This is a genomic window from Nostoc sp. EspVER01 (assembly GCF_034530635.1).
Taxonomy (GTDB): domain Bacteria; phylum Cyanobacteriota; class Cyanobacteriia; order Cyanobacteriales; family Nostocaceae; genus Nostoc.
The window spans coordinates 81,059-95,607 of sequence record NZ_JAVRCS010000006.1; the positions used below are offsets into that span (position 1 = coordinate 81,059).

General features: G+C 42.5%; 16 protein-coding genes. 5 read left to right on the forward strand and 11 right to left on the reverse strand.

Annotated elements, in window-relative coordinates:
• Positions 1-104 precede the first annotated feature (104 nt).
• Positions 105-1,193 (reverse strand): chorismate synthase, encoded by a 1,089-nt coding sequence (gene aroC, locus RMX69_RS07315; protein WP_289796691.1) that lies wholly within the window; start codon positions 1,191-1,193, stop codon positions 105-107.
• A 157-nt stretch (positions 1,194-1,350) separates the two neighbouring features.
• A complete protein-coding gene (gene psbA / locus RMX69_RS07320; RefSeq protein ID WP_289796474.1) occupies positions 1,351-2,433 on the reverse strand; it encodes a photosystem II q(b) protein in 1,083 nt (360 codons plus the stop codon).
• Positions 2,434-2,746: 313 nt separating this feature from the next.
• Between psbA and RMX69_RS07325 the strand changes: the two genes are divergently transcribed.
• Positions 2,747-3,112 carry a VOC family protein gene (locus RMX69_RS07325; protein ID WP_322637029.1) on the forward strand — a complete coding sequence of 122 codons (366 nt, stop codon included), beginning with the start codon at positions 2,747-2,749 and terminating at the stop codon, positions 3,110-3,112.
• Positions 3,113-3,135: 23 nt separating this feature from the next.
• Here RMX69_RS07325 and RMX69_RS07330 read toward each other — a convergent pair whose 3' ends face one another.
• Both RMX69_RS07330 and murG read right to left on the reverse strand, forming a co-directional pair.
• Positions 3,136-4,425 carry a hypothetical protein gene (locus tag RMX69_RS07330; RefSeq protein WP_322637030.1) on the reverse strand — a complete coding sequence of 430 codons (1,290 nt, stop codon included), beginning with the start codon at positions 4,423-4,425 and terminating at the stop codon, positions 3,136-3,138.
• Positions 4,426-4,450: 25 nt separating this feature from the next.
• On the reverse strand, positions 4,451-5,524 hold the full coding sequence (gene murG, locus RMX69_RS07335; protein ID WP_322637031.1) for an undecaprenyldiphospho-muramoylpentapeptide beta-N-acetylglucosaminyltransferase: 1,074 nt from the start codon (positions 5,522-5,524) through the stop codon (positions 4,451-4,453).
• A gap of 84 nt (positions 5,525-5,608) precedes the next feature.
• Here murG and RMX69_RS07340 point away from each other — a divergent pair, with 84 nt between their 5' ends.
• A complete protein-coding gene (locus RMX69_RS07340; RefSeq protein ID WP_322637032.1) occupies positions 5,609-6,448 on the forward strand; it encodes a nuclear transport factor 2 family protein in 840 nt (279 codons plus the stop codon).
• 118 nt (positions 6,449-6,566) lie between these two features.
• The gene (locus tag RMX69_RS07345) at positions 6,567-7,340 is read left to right on the forward strand and encodes an SDR family oxidoreductase (protein WP_322637033.1); all 774 of its coding nucleotides are present in this window, start codon (positions 6,567-6,569) and stop codon (positions 7,338-7,340) included.
• A 231-nt stretch (positions 7,341-7,571) separates the two neighbouring features.
• Here the strand turns inward: RMX69_RS07345 and RMX69_RS07350 are convergent, their stop codons facing one another.
• From RMX69_RS07350 to RMX69_RS07380, 7 genes are all read right to left on the reverse strand, one after another.
• Positions 7,572-7,937, reverse strand: coding sequence for a hypothetical protein (locus RMX69_RS07350; RefSeq protein WP_322637034.1), 366 nt, complete (start codon positions 7,935-7,937; stop codon positions 7,572-7,574).
• The gene (locus tag RMX69_RS07355) at positions 7,937-8,389 is read right to left on the reverse strand and encodes a hypothetical protein (protein ID WP_322637035.1); all 453 of its coding nucleotides are present in this window, start codon (positions 8,387-8,389) and stop codon (positions 7,937-7,939) included. Before RMX69_RS07355 ends, RMX69_RS07350 begins: the two co-directional genes overlap by 1 nt.
• Positions 8,389-8,655 carry a hypothetical protein gene (locus tag RMX69_RS07360; RefSeq protein WP_322637036.1) on the reverse strand — a complete coding sequence of 89 codons (267 nt, stop codon included), beginning with the start codon at positions 8,653-8,655 and terminating at the stop codon, positions 8,389-8,391. The genes RMX69_RS07355 and RMX69_RS07360 overlap by 1 nt, the downstream gene beginning before the upstream one ends.
• Positions 8,655-9,236 carry a hypothetical protein gene (locus RMX69_RS07365; RefSeq protein WP_322637037.1) on the reverse strand — a complete coding sequence of 194 codons (582 nt, stop codon included), beginning with the start codon at positions 9,234-9,236 and terminating at the stop codon, positions 8,655-8,657. The genes RMX69_RS07360 and RMX69_RS07365 overlap by 1 nt, the downstream gene beginning before the upstream one ends.
• Positions 9,237-9,369: 133 nt before the next feature.
• The gene (locus RMX69_RS07370) at positions 9,370-10,215 is read right to left on the reverse strand and encodes a hypothetical protein (RefSeq protein ID WP_322637038.1); all 846 of its coding nucleotides are present in this window, start codon (positions 10,213-10,215) and stop codon (positions 9,370-9,372) included.
• Between the two features lie 3 nt (positions 10,216-10,218).
• The gene (locus RMX69_RS07375; RefSeq protein WP_322637039.1) at positions 10,219-12,792 is read right to left on the reverse strand and encodes a hypothetical protein; all 2,574 of its coding nucleotides are present in this window, start codon (positions 12,790-12,792) and stop codon (positions 10,219-10,221) included.
• 422 nt (positions 12,793-13,214) lie between these two features.
• Complete coding sequence (locus RMX69_RS07380; protein WP_322637040.1) at positions 13,215-13,571, reverse strand: hypothetical protein; 357 nt, start codon at positions 13,569-13,571, stop codon at positions 13,215-13,217.
• 203 nt (positions 13,572-13,774) lie between these two features.
• On the opposite strand from RMX69_RS07380, the gene RMX69_RS07385 reads away from it, so the two are divergent.
• Both RMX69_RS07385 and RMX69_RS07390 read left to right on the forward strand, forming a co-directional pair.
• Positions 13,775-14,383, forward strand: a complete 609-nt coding sequence (locus RMX69_RS07385) for a site-specific integrase (protein ID WP_322637041.1) — start codon at positions 13,775-13,777, stop codon at positions 14,381-14,383.
• Positions 14,380-14,532, forward strand: a complete 153-nt coding sequence (locus tag RMX69_RS07390) for a hypothetical protein (RefSeq protein ID WP_322637042.1) — start codon at positions 14,380-14,382, stop codon at positions 14,530-14,532. The genes RMX69_RS07385 and RMX69_RS07390 overlap by 4 nt, the downstream gene beginning before the upstream one ends.
• Positions 14,533-14,549 lie beyond the last annotated feature (17 nt).

Consider the following 14,549-nt stretch of genomic DNA (forward strand, 5'->3'; position numbering starts at 1 on the left):
TAGTTAAATGTGTTATCCGCTACTATAGCAATCCCAGTAAAAAAGGGCGAGTCAGACACTCACCCCCGAAGCATAAATATTTTCTGAAAGTCAAAGTAGAATTCCTATAACACCTTACACTGTCCATGATGTCGTAACAAATGATCACACAACACCAGCGCCACCATCGCCTCAACCATTGGAACTGCACGCGGTAACACACAAGGATCGTGTCTTCCTTTTGCTGCTAATAGGGTTTCTTCACCTTCACGAGTTACTGTTTTTTGCTCTTTTCTAATTGTCGCCGTCGGCTTAAATGCAACTCGTAAAATGATATTTTCCCCGTTAGAAATTCCCCCCTGAATACCACCAGAACGGTTAGTTACAGTGCGAATTTCCCCATTTTCATCAATATAATATTCATCGTTATGCTCAATTCCGGTTAACAGCGTTCCGCCAAAACCGGAACCGATTTCAAAGCCTTTGCTAGCAGGAAGAGACATCACACCCTTAGCGATATCAGCTTCCAATTTATCAAATACTGGTTCGCCCAACCCTTTCGGCACATTACGCGCTACACATTCTACGACACCGCCGATAGAATCTCCTTGTCTACCAACTTGCTCAATTAATTCAATCATGCGATCGCAACATTCAGCATCAGGACAGCGGACGATGTTGCTTTCCACTTGTTCTAAGGTGACGGTATTTGGATCAACTACACCTTCCAAGTCCTTGATGCGCTTGACATAACCGATAACTTCAACATTGGCAACTTGACGGAGAATTTTTTTAGCGATCGCACTAGCTGCTACTCTGCCAATTGTCTCACGCGCTGACGACCTACCCCCACCTTGCCAATTGCGAATGCCATATTTTGCATCATAAGTTGCATCCGCATGAGAAGGGCGATACTTCTCGGCCATCTCGTCATAATCTTGGGGACGAGTATCTTTGTTCCGTACCAAAATTGATATAGGCGTTCCCAAAGTTTTACCTTCAAATACACCTGATAAAATCTCGCAGGTATCCGCTTCTTTGCGAGGGGTGGTGATTTTACTTTGTCCCGGACGCCTTCTATCTAATTCTACTTGAATTTCTTCTGCCGAAATTTCTAGTTGTGGAGGACAACCATCAATCACAACCCCCACACCGCCGCCGTGAGATTCACCAAAAGTAGTGATGCGAAATAGATGACCAAAAGTGTTGCCCATGATCTTAAAGAAAAAGGATGAGGCTTATGTATTTTACCTAGAGTTTGTGCAAAAGTTAATTCTTGTACTTGTTTTGGTACTTGGACTGTATGAGTACAAATAAGAAAGCGCCCTCCGTTTAGAGAGGGCGCTTTCTCAATTTAGCGAAACTTCAGAATTAACCGTTGATAGCAGGAGCAGTAAGAGCAACAGGAGCAGAATCGCCAGCAGCCAAATCGAGAGGGAAGTTGTGAGCATTGCGCTCGTGCATTACTTCCATACCCAGGTTAGCGCGGTTGATTACATCCGCCCAAGTTGCAATCACACGACCTTCAGAGTCAATGATTGATTGGTTGAAGTTGAAACCGTTCAAGTTGAACGCCATTGTGCTGACACCCAAGGCGGTGAACCAGATGCCGATTACAGGCCATGCTGCGAGGAAGAAGTGCAGTGAACGGCTGTTGTTGAAGGAAGCGTATTGGAAGATTAACCGACCGAAGTAGCCGTGGGCTGCAACGATGTTGTAGGTTTCTTCTTCTTGACCGAATTTGTAACCGTAGTTTTGTGACTCGGTTTCGGTGGTTTCACGAACTAAGGAGGAAGTTACGAGTGAACCGTGCATTGCTGAGAACAAACTTCCGCCGAATACACCTGCTACACCTAGTTGGTGGAAGGGGTGCATCAAGATGTTGTGTTCTGCTTGGAACACGATCATGAAGTTGAAGGTTCCTGAGATACCTAAAGGCATACCATCAGAGAATGAACCTTGTCCGATGGGGTATACCAAGAATACTGCACTTGCTGCTGCTACTGGAGCAGAATAAGCGATCGCAATCCAAGGACGCATTCCTAACCGGTAGGATAGTTCCCATTCACGTCCCATGTAGCAGAATACGCCTATCAGGAAGTGGAAGATTACCAATTGGTAAGGACCACCGTTGTATAACCACTCATCTAAGGATGCTGCTTCCCAAATTGGGTAGAAGTGTAAACCGATAGCGTTGGAGGAAGGTACTACTGCACCGGAAATTATGTTGTTTCCGTATATCAAGGAACCTGCTACTGGTTCGCGGATTCCATCGATGTCAACGGGAGGAGCGGCGATGAAGGCGATTACGAAGCAAGCTGTTGCGGCTAGCAAGGTTGGAATCATTACTACGCCGAACCAACCGATGTAGATCCGGTTGTTGGTGCTGGTGATCCATTCACAGAATCGATCCCATACGTTAGCGCTTGAGCGCTGTTGTAAGGTTGTTGTCATTGTTTTATGATTGCGGTTAGTTATTTATGAATCAGGCGGTAAGGTCTTTGCCTGTGAAACTACTTTACACTGCTTTACATTTTTTAATCAAGTTCTATTACTACAGTAAACCTGATACTAGTTATCAGGTTTGCTTATTTAAGCTTGATATTTAGTGTTTGCGGTCGTTCCAAATACATTGAACACAGGATTTAGATATATTTACTCCGGTGTTAGCGCCCAAAAGATAAAATAGAAAAGAACATTGTTGTTATCGACTCTGAAATCGAGAGTTGATATAGATTACTACCAAAATTAGGAGGGAAGGTGTGACATGACAATTACTTTAAATCACACCATAGTGCCCGCACATGACAAAGAAGCATCAGCAAGGTTCTTTGCAAAAATTTTCGGTTTAGAGGTCGAGCTTTCCGTTGGTCACTTCGCTGCTGTGCATATAAATGATGCATTAACGCTCGACTTCGCCGACGCTGAAGCGTTCGAGCCACATCATTATGCATTCCATGTCAGTGATGAAGAATTTGATGCAATTTTTGCACGCATCAAAGAGGCAGATATTGAATACAGTAGCGACCCCATGCATCAGAATAAAGGACAAATTAACCACAGAAAGGAAGGTCGTGGCTTCTATTTCTATGATTCCGATGGCCACAACTTAGAATTGTTAACCCGTGCATAGATTTTTGATATCAGGTCAATGCATTACTTCTTGACTAAAAAATATGCTGTGGCATATTCCGGTAATTGGCTGATATTCTGCCCAAATTCTTTTTTATTCTTAAAAATACCTGCCAAAAAATCTAGCTGATAAAGATTGGGTAAAAATGCTCCGCCTGTATCGGCGATGACTCCCATTTGCAAATGTTTGCGCCCACCCTGAGTATGCTCAATCACAATCACCTTACCTAAACCGATATTCAAAACATCTCCAGCAAAAGTAACTCCGGGTTTGATAGAAATTTTTGCATCTATTTTGTATCCATAGCCTTTAATATCATCAACTTCTCTAAAATACCAATAACGCTTTTGTGCTGTTGCCTTTAATCCGCGGATATAAGCCATTCCATTATTTCTATCTACATTAAAAAATGCCTGATCACCATCTGTAAAATTAATCAGGATTGTTCCTTGCATAATTGCTTCTTCTAAGCCATTTCTAGTTAGATAAGCAAGAGTTGTAACTTTTCCAAATTCTCTACCACCTGGTTCATAAATACCAGACAAAACATCTTGCTTTGTGTACCGAGTGTAAAATTTATCGTTATTAGAGTTATCTTTTAAGCTATAAATTGGTATATTAAAAGTAGAGGTTTTCTTGCGGGAACCAGGGTGAGTAAATACAGCATATTTGGTGATTCGTAATTGTTTTTGCTGTTTACTTTTGGGGTTGTAGGCAGACCATTTAATGACTCGAAAATTGGTATTAATAAATTTAGAGTCTTGTAAACGAGTAGCCCGATTATTAGCAATATCATCCTTCAAAACAGCAATCATGAAATCCAAAGTTTTGAGGACATCTGCTACAGTAACTCCTTGAGTAGTAAGTACTCCTGGACGCATAATATCTGGGTCTTTTGAAGCATAATCTTGAAAATATTTTTTAGTATTAACGAGAACAGTTAATAAATCTCCTTGATTGAATTTAACTTTACTATTTGGTAATTTTCCTGCGGTAGCAATCTGGCTACCATTAATGTTAAATTTATATTTTTTGAACTCATCAATAACTGGATAGGGTACAGATGCTGCTAACAAATTCTGTCGAGATGAAAAAGCATTTTGAAACCTTGAGGTAAGTTGATCGGCAGCTTGATTTGATGTCAGAGAAATCTGTGATTGAAGTAGGGCAGAATTTTCTTGTTGAGTAAATGAGTGATTTTCTTGAGCTAGCTGTTTATTTTTTGAGTGGGTATATAGATAACTACTTGCCAAACTGACAACTAATAAGGCAGCACAACTTACTGTAAAGCGGAATTTTTTGCTAAATAACATATTCTTTAATACTAAATAATCAAAGTTATTTTTCTATCGCCTCACGCATTAACTGCGCCAACTTGTCGGCACTATCAGGAACTGCGATCGCCTTTGCTTTTTCCCCCATCTTTGCTAACTCTTGCGGTGACTGCAATAAATTCAACACATGATTTTGCAATGTTTCAGGCGTCAACTCAGATTGCTTCAGTGTTAACGCCGCACCCGATGAAGTAAATACGTCTGCATTGTAAGATTGATGGTCTTCTGCGGCAAAGGGGTAAGGAATCAAAATCGCTGGCGTTCCACACACTGCCAATTCTGTTAAGCTACCTGCGCCAGAACGACTAATAGCAAGAGTTGCTCGTTGCAACAACGCTGCCATATTGTTGTAAAAAGGTAAGGCTATGTACTGTGGATGTTTGAGACTATCTGCTTCGGGATCGCGATCGCCAGTTAAATGTACTACATAAATACCAGCATCAAACCAAGCTTTTGCAGATTCGCGCACCAACTTATTTACTGCAACTGCACCCTGGCTACCACCAAAAACAACAATTAAAGGCACACCATCAGGAATAGCTAAATCCAGTGGCGCATTAATTGCCCTATCAAGAAATTGATCTCTTACCGGAGTACCAACATAGACATTTTTGGCACGAGGTAAATACTTAGCAGCGACTTCAAATCCCAAGGCTACCGCACTACACCAAGGGCCAAAAAAGCGAGTTACTTTACCTGGTAAGGCGTTAGATTCGTGGAAAATCACTGGTAAACCGAGAGAACGCGCCGCAATGACGGCTGGCCCGGCAATGTAACCGCCTGTGGTAAATACCCCTTGAAAATTCCCCTGTTTGAGAATTCGTCTGACTTCTAGAATGGAAAGGGCGAGTTTACCCAAAATGCGAATCGAGTCAAGTCCAAACCCTTGCTGAAACCCTTCAACTGCAATAGTATTCAAGGGATACTGTTTGGGGACAAGTTGAGTTTCTAGCCGATCGGGTACTCCCAGCCATTCTATTTGATAGTCTGGAAGTTTTTGCGCCAAGGCGATCGCTGGAAACAAATGTCCACCAGTCCCACTGGCAGCTATTAATAATCGTATCGGTGCGTTTGCCATCAAACCTCTACCGTTTAGCGTCTAGCTTAACTAAGATAAAACAATTTGCTTACTTTCTCTAATCAAATCAGTAAATTCTTACCAATGACTAACATTATTACCGCCTTAGTGAGACGACAACCCAAATTTCCAGCAAATATCTGGCTGGTTTCGTTTCTGCTGACTATTGGTTTAACAACTGGTTGGCAACGTACTCAAGCTGCAACACCACAGCAATTATCCCAAGCCACAACACCCCAAAATGCACCAGCCGATCTGAAAAACCTGTTGACACAAGTTGATAGCGCTGCTAACCGAGGCGATGTCAGAGGAGTGTTGCAATTTTACAGCCCCAATTTCACTCATGGCGATGGATTAAACCTCCAAACCCTGGAAAAGTCTTTGACTTCACTTTGGCAACGATATCCGAAATTGCAATACAGCACGAAACTGCTATCTTCAAAACCTGAAGCTAATGGGATTATTGCTGAAACAGAAACAAAGATAACTGGCTTACCCTCTGGTAACACTAATAAGTTGGCTCTTAATGCGACGATTAAATCGCGTCAGCGTATTGAAGGCGGAAAAATAGTCCGCCAAGACATTTTGTCAGAACGAACCTTGCTTACCTCTGGTAGCAAACCGCCCCAAATTGATTTTAAATTACCACAGCAGGTGCAAGTTGGTCAGAAGTATAATTTTGATGCGATCGTCCAAGAGCCACTTGGTGATGATTTTCTACTAGGAACGGCGCTAGAAGAACCCATCAAACCAGAGAAATTTCTTAACCCTACACCCGTGGATTTGCAATTATTAACATCTGGCGGACTGTTTAAAGTTGGACAAGCACCATCTATCCCAGGTAGCCAATGGGTTTCTGCCGTCATCCTGCGGGGTAATGGAATGACAATGGTAACTCAGCGCTTGCAAGTGGTGAAGAAGTAGTTAGGAGTTAGGAGTTAGGAGTTAGGAGTTAGAGACCGACTGATGATAAATTATGAACGATGAAACTTGTGCTAATTCATAATTCATAACTGTTAACTCCTTACTCTTAACTATCCTAATGATTTCCCTACAAAATCAAATTATTTTGATCACTGGTGCAAGTAGTGGTATTGGTACTGCTTGTGCAAGAATCTTTGCTGGTGCGGGTGCAAAACTGATTTTAGCAGCACGACGGTTAGAACGTTTGCAGCAGCTAGCAGATACTCTGAGTAAAGATTTTAGTACTGAAATTCATTTACTACAATTAGATGTGCGCGATCGCCATGCTGTTGAATCTGCCATTGCGACTCTACCCTCTGCCTGGTCTGACATCGATATTCTCATTAATAATGCTGGTCTAAGTCGTGGTTTAGACAAGTTGCACGAAGGCAGCTTTCAAGACTGGGAAGACATGATTGATACTAACGTTAAGGGTTTACTTTACGTCTCCCGCTATGTCGTTCCGGGAATGGTAAGCCGCGATCGCGGTCATGTGGTAAATTTAGGTTCCATCGCCGGACATCAAACCTATCCTGGTGGTAATGTCTACTGTGCTACCAAAGCTGCTGTCAGAGCAATTTCTGAAGGTTTAAAACAAGACCTATTAGAAACACAGGTACGTGTAACTTCCGTTGACCCTGGTATGGTAGAAACGGAATTTAGCGAGGTACGCTTTCACGGAAATACTGAACGTGCCAACAAAGTCTACCAAGGAGTTACACCCCTAACAGCAGATGATGTGGCTGATGTGATATTTTTCTGTGTGACGCGATCGCCCCATGTCAATATTAATGAAGTTGTGCTAATGCCTGTTGACCAAGCTAGCGCTACCCTAGTTAATCGACGAACATGAAAGTAACCCATCTCATACGATTCTAAAAAAGCTTACCCCTGCCACTTACTCTACTCAAGAGACATTTGGTAAAAAAATGTAGAGACGTAGCACTACTACGTCTCTACAAGGGTTCTGGATAACGCATATTTAATTTCACCAAATATTTAAAGTCTTACAGTTGATGTTTCAGTTTACATCTAGAGAGTTTGTTAAGGCTTTACCTACTCAGCTAGAGTGAATCCCCAGTGACTAGAACTTGTCATCGCGGATCTGGAAGTTAGATTGCTTATTGAGAAAACCGGCGATCTGTTTAACCCAGTTCGCCAGCCTATCAAACTTGTGTTTAACCATGCTCTCAATGCCATTGAGACGATATTCAACAAAAAGTTTCTTCTCGTTGTACTCAGTTAGGTGTACATCTACTTTCCGTTCAACAGTGTATAACCTATCAACAAAGTTATCTTTAAGGTGATCAACAGCTGCTAATACAGTATTTTCAACTCTATTAATTTTGGCGTTGATATTTGCTTCTACCTGTGCCAATCGGTAAATAGCTCCTATCAAAGTAAGCAGCCCAAGAATGATAGTTAGGGCGTTATTAATATCAATTTTCATTAAATACCTAGCGCTGTTTTAATCGCCGCCACATCATTTTCTAGCGTTGTCGTGTCTATTCCTTCGTATTGATAGATAGCAACATTCGCGTTGATAAACCATTTAGGAACTTGAAGGGATAGAAAATAATTAATATTTAGATCGTCAAAAAGTATTAAATTAAACTTCCCTAAAAACAAGCTTTCAGGCTCACCCACGAAAGTTGAACCTAAACCAGTTGTCAAACTGCGGCGCAAATATCCTGCATACTTCCAAATTTTTCCTACAGGAACAGTAGTATTAACAGATACAGCGACAATGGACTTGTCAAAGACTACAGGAATATTTATCTCGGTTATCCTTTGATAAATTGGCTGACCTGCTGCATCGTTTAAGTAACTTACAGCAGGGAAAGACTCACTATATTGCAAAGCCCAATTACTCTCTATCCCTAGCTGTAAATTGCGTGCCATTATTTTGCGTGAGAAATCACAAAATCAACGTGATCAGCAAATTCATCAACAATTTCAAACGGATTAGGAATACCATAATGCTCCAGCTTATCGAGGTATTCAACTATATCAATTTTCCCCGTTAGCCAATCTCTACCAGCTTGATTGATGGCAAGCATTCCCTGAAATTCAGATTTAGAACAGTTGCCATCAACATCAACTCCTAGCAGGTCTAACGAATCGTCTGGAGTCCAAATAATTCCAGTTCGTTCTGCTATCTTGCTCATTAGCCTTCAGGAGTGAATCTAGCCCGATTTTTACCGCCGTTTCCTTCAATGAAAGTCACATATTCTGTTGTCTGTTCGATGGCCGCAACAGCCGCGTCATAGGCTTCACCACCAGTCCCCTGTCCAAAAGGCGAAGTAACGGAATCAACGTCAGGCTTTTTGTATGCTGCACCAGTAATTCGACTATTTTTCTTAGTAGTGCCAGGTACAACAGAAGTAAGCGTCAATTTGGCAAACTTGAATCTTTTCGCGTCAATCTTAATTGGCGTGGTTAATGCGCCAAATTCGGTAGCTGTGGTAGTGCGGCTAGCAAGCAGCCCAAGAAGCACATTAGCTACTCCAGAACCCTGTCCTGTTTGTCCACTCTTGATTAACTGAGCTGAGAGGTAAATCTTAGTAGTTCCAGCCGTGCCAAATGGAGAAATATAGCCATCTTCTTTTTCTGCACGCGCCCGTTTAGTTTCATCGGTGATTGCAGCATAAGCAGCTTGTCTTTGGTCTGGAGTCATTGCAAGCCAAGCCTTGTATTTGTCATAGCGCGATTTCTGTGATTCGTAGCGTTGCAGATCTCTAAAACCCATATTTTTTACTGGTGATAATTATTACAGTTTTCACCAACTTTAGCCCTTTAAAATCCTTAGAATTTTCTACGGAAACCTAATAGGTTTTTATCTTTATTTTCAGCCACAGTCAGTCCGTGACATCTATTGCACATCAAGGATATTTGACTAATCCCTGGTTCTGAAGCGTTGTATCTATTAGAAAGACTGGTGGGACAAGATTCCCTAGAGATATGTAGGCACTTCTAAATCTGAGAATCGCTACAGGTCTATACCGCCGATTTTGTACCTGTTTGCCTAAGATCGTGACTTTCCCGGCTGTTGCCGTTGTTGTGCTGGGTTTATCCGGATCATTAACAATCACCCTCTCCGCCTGAAAGGGTACATCAATTACGTTACAGATTTTTTGATAAATTTCTACTCCGTCAGTCCGAGAATTGACAAGCAAATAATTGCCTTTTGGAAATCCGTTATCAGGGTCGGTATAACTAGCTGATTTATTCCCTGTTGTGTAAGTTATTCCCCTGCTACTTGATAAAAAACTACTTTTAATTTCATTAGCAATTTCTGTCATGTTCGCCTTAGTAATAGCTGGTTTAGCGTTTCCAGAAGCACAAGAAAATTTCATTAACCTGACAGATTTTTCGTGCTGTATGGGAGACTCTTCTGAAGGCGAGGCAGATCCATCTTGAGAGAAAACAAAAAATAATTGTGGATGCCCTGCAACTGGGGGGGCAACATCAAGTCTATTACCGTAGAAAACTGCTAGGTTTTTTTTACCATAACCAATAACGTTATAAAACAGGTCTGACCTCATCCAAGAGGCATACATATTGTCGTTGTCCAACGCCCAACAAGCTAATTTTAAAGATGGCCTAACACCAGATAAATCACCGTTACCTTGGACATCTTTAAAGTATCTATCAACCCGGCGATTATGTTCTTGATTCCAAGTTCTCTGGAGATGTTCAATATTGTCGAAGCCTTCTGGCAGTGACATTGATTAATCCTCCCCGTCGAATAAATCTGAAAAATCAAAATTCAATGGTTGAGAATCAGTCTTAGACTGAATTTCCTGAGCTTTTAATTCATCGGGTTCTGGAATTGGTGTAGCTTTGTTTACAGGCTTATCGTCTTCTTTTACAGCTTTTACGAATTCGGTTGCTGCTGTTGTTGATTCCGTTACGGCATTCACCACATCCAATGGTGCTTGCGTCACCATTTGTATAGTGCTTGCCCCATTTTGCAAGCCTTCCAAAGTTTGAGTGACGCGATTAAATTTAGGCTGGGGATTCATCCAACCATAAGCACTTTCTAAAATTACTCCGCCCTTTCTTAAAGCATTTCCTATCTTCCCTGTGTAGGCTGCTATTAATTCAGAAGCTTGTAGAATAGCTTGGGACAAGTTCAGAAAACTATTAATGACGTTAGTAGTTGCTTGATAAATGCGATTAGCTTTTGCCCAAGATTCTTTTAAATTAACATAATTCTCTACTCCAATTGCGTTTTTAATTAGGCTTTCAATGGAGTTGCTAATCACAGATCCAATGCTAAAAGGCGTACCATCTTCTTTTTTTAATCCTATTAACTGTAAAATATTATTAATTGCTCCCACGAGTGTCTGCCCAATGTCGTTTGACAACATCACGGCGTTATGAATTGTAGAGGCTAAAATCATAATATTTAATACTCTATCCAGATGCATCCAATCAGCAAATCTTGTTAGTTTGCCCCCAATCCCACCGGGTAATTGTCCACCAAGCTTATTATTAATAAGATTTAAAAGTGCTAACTGCGCTGCATCACTGAATTTACTAACAATATCGAAAATCTTTTTACAAATTGCAATTATTGGTGCTAATGCAGCCATGATTGGCGTTAATATTGTTGTTCGTGTAGCACTATGTTGGCTTGTACTATTAAGCCTTGTTTGCGTATGCTGCTGAATAATTAATGTCCTTAAGCCTGCAACATCTACTGGATTCACGTCCCTTCCATTCCTTCCCGGTATGCCGGGTACACCTTGCCTTCCGGTCTGTCCTCTTGGCCCAGGTGTGCCGGGTAAAGTTACTACGGTTGTTACACCGTCTCTACCAGGTACACCTTGTATTCCCTGTAATCCTCTTTCGCCCTGCCTTCCAGAAATGCCAGGTATACCTTGCAGTCCGCGCAGCGACCTTACACCCTGATAAAGTGCGATCGCAGTTAATGCCGTGGTCAGCGCCATGCCTGCCTTGCCTAGGGCATCTCCTGCAATGCGCTTGGCTTGCTCCCCAATACCTTCTGCTTTGATGCCTTGTTTGTAGGCTGTTGTCGCGTTCTCGTTTGCGATCACGGAATTTCTTACTGCACCGTCAGCAGTCGTTTGAGCTGTCTTGGCGTTGGCGTTTGCGGTAATAGCAAAGTTCTCAGCACGTGTTGCCGTTACTTGTGCTGCACCAGCTTGAAGTTTTGCCGCTTCACCAATACCCTTAGCATCAAGCGCGATATTCTTCACTTGTGCGGTTAGCGACTCGTTAGCACCGATGCGGTTTTGCAACCCTAGCAACTTGCCCAGAATACGCGATACATCATTGCCAAGCTGTACTAACCCACTTTCTACGGCATCAATACGCCCACCTAATACATTGAGGGTTGCCAGCTGTTCGATAAGCGTGAATATCGTAGCGATCGCGTTGAAAGCCTCCAGCAATCTGCCGGCAAGTCGCCCTGTGGCTGCAAGTGCTTCTGAGCTTATGCCCACAGCTTTAGCAGCAGCGGTAACGGCATTACCTACAGCAGTTTCTAGTTTCCCAATTGTCTTGCCCAGTGCATTCACTTGAGCGCCGAAACCATTAACTACATTACGTAAGCCGGATATCTCGGTCGATGTGTCAAAGGCAGATTTAGCAACACTTGCAGCAACAGTTGTAGTTTCGTTTAGTGCCCTCCCCGCTTTGAGATTAGCTTGATTAGCAGTGGCAGCAACTAAGTCAGCGTCAAGCCGTGCCAGTCGATTTGCTTCGGCAAAGCGTTCCGCCTGAGCCTTTAGCAAAGCGTCTCTACGTGCTACCTCAAGTGCCAATCTTTCGTCAAATGCACTCTTGGTTACAACCCTAGTACCGCCTCCACCACCGATAGATTCAAGCAGAGGGGTATATTTAGCTTGATTGGCTGCAATCTGTGCAAATTTAGCCTCATTTGCCTTATTTGCAGTATCTAAAGCTGCTTTTATATTGGCTGCGTTATCAGCAACGGAATTTTTTACCGTCTTGGCGGTATTGGTAGCTGTATCTACAGCAGCTTTTGAGTTTCTTTCAGTGCCAGCGATCGCCTCATTCATCTGCTTGAGTGTTTGCTGAAATCCAAAATTCCTAGATTCCACGGCAGCATTAACCGCTGGCTTTAATTGCGTGGTTAGTGCCGCTCCAACAGCGACAGCAACGAGTGATTGAATGCTATTGCTACCACCACCCTTGAGAGACAAAATATCACGTTTAAGTGCATCAATCTGTTGCTGTAGTTTCTCGCAGCAATCACATTTCCCAGCGCAATCTAGCGCTGATTGCATACTCCCAATCACGCTGGAGGTACTCATATATTTAGCCGCAATTCCGATTTTTTAATTGTTTTGATAGTCCTTCAATTTGCGCCCAATCACTGTTACTAACACACTGACCGCTGCACCCCTTAAACCCGCAATTCACCTCACAATCTGACAAAGAAGCATACAGTCCTAAAGTGCCGTGAGTGCTTGAAGGTATGCAAGCCCCATTAATGCAATCGTATTGTGTCGATGGCTGTGGGCAAGTTGTAGAAACCACATAGGCCGAGGGATGAAAAACATATCCATCACCCTGGTCTATGCCATCCAAAAGGAGCCTTTTACAAGGGCATCCTAAATAAGTAGCATCTTGAAAAGTCGCTAGTCCTGGGAACGTGTAATCTCCTTCATTGGGCAGCTTCCCGCACCCGTTTGTGTTCAGTCCTGCGCCGTGAACGGTGGTAGTGCAAGACATATTAATAACTGTCTGGGTCAATTGTTGAACTTGTATCAAGTTTTGCAAGGTTGATTGTCAACTGATCGACCCTGTAAGAATCATTATTACTACCCCTGGTAGTAAAGCTAGAAAATCCATTGGCAATGTAAATACTTTGGTCAGTATTTGCATCAAAGTTTGTTTGCGTTAAATAACTTTGTGCGTTCAAATTTATTGCTGCAAAATGCCCTTCTGCACTTGCAGTATTCGGTGTAGCTAGTCCTGCTGTTTGTAAAGCGCTATCGGGAATAAATAAACCTGCGCTTGGTGCCGTTGCACCGCTAGCGAGTCTTGTTGCTCCGGTTCCGAAAATCTGCACTAAAGTTGGTTCTGCCATGAGAAATGAAACGGATGAAAGTGAAGTGAATAAATCCGTTGTATGGCTTAACAAAAAAAGTGTAAATATTCCACTTTTATGTAGAAGTGGAATATTCACTGATGCCGTGTATCCTTTGCTGGGAATAGGATTGAGCGAATATTTACTAATAGTGAATATTTAAGTAATTCCACTTTCACCTCTGAACCAGGTAAAAGCGGAATATGAAAGATTCTAAAAAATCATCTATGGCAAAGGTTAACAGAAAAGGAAAAGCTGCGGTATTGACTGATGGCGAATACTCAAAAATTCGCCGACAGATTAGAACTGAAAAATACAGATTGCTTTTGGATCTTGCATGGTACACCGGGGAACGATGGGGGGCCTTGGTGCAACTTAAGGTGAGCGATGTTTACGATGGCAATGGTCAACCGAAGCAAGACATCGTTTTTCCCGCCATTATCAGAAAACACAGGCCAGACGGAACAGCCGACACCACAGAGATTCCAGTACATCCAATATTGAAGGAGTCTTTAGGGCGATACGAACCAAAGACACAAAGCGAGTGGCTATTTCCTTCAAGATGTGGAACCAAGCCAATTACTTGGAAAAATGCTTATGACATCTTGGCACGGGCATCAGATGACGCGGGATTTGAAAGTAAGGGCATCTCTACCCACAGCACCAGGAGGAGCATGGTTAACAAATTGCGAAAAAGTGGAATTGCCAAAGAAATTATTCGCACTTTCACTGGACACCGCGACAACAAAGGCTTAGACCCTTATTTTGAAATTGAAATGGACGAACGCCGCGGTGCGATCGCAACTCTATGAACCCCAATCTGCTATTCCTCCAAATCGAAATCTTCTTCGAGCGCTTGCAGCACGGACATTACGATCATCCTGTGTATTTGGCGATGGCGCTAGAAAATCTCACCAACCAGGCATGGGATGAAGTTGACCGGGTGTACCCGAACTTATGACAAACCGCAGCCGGGGC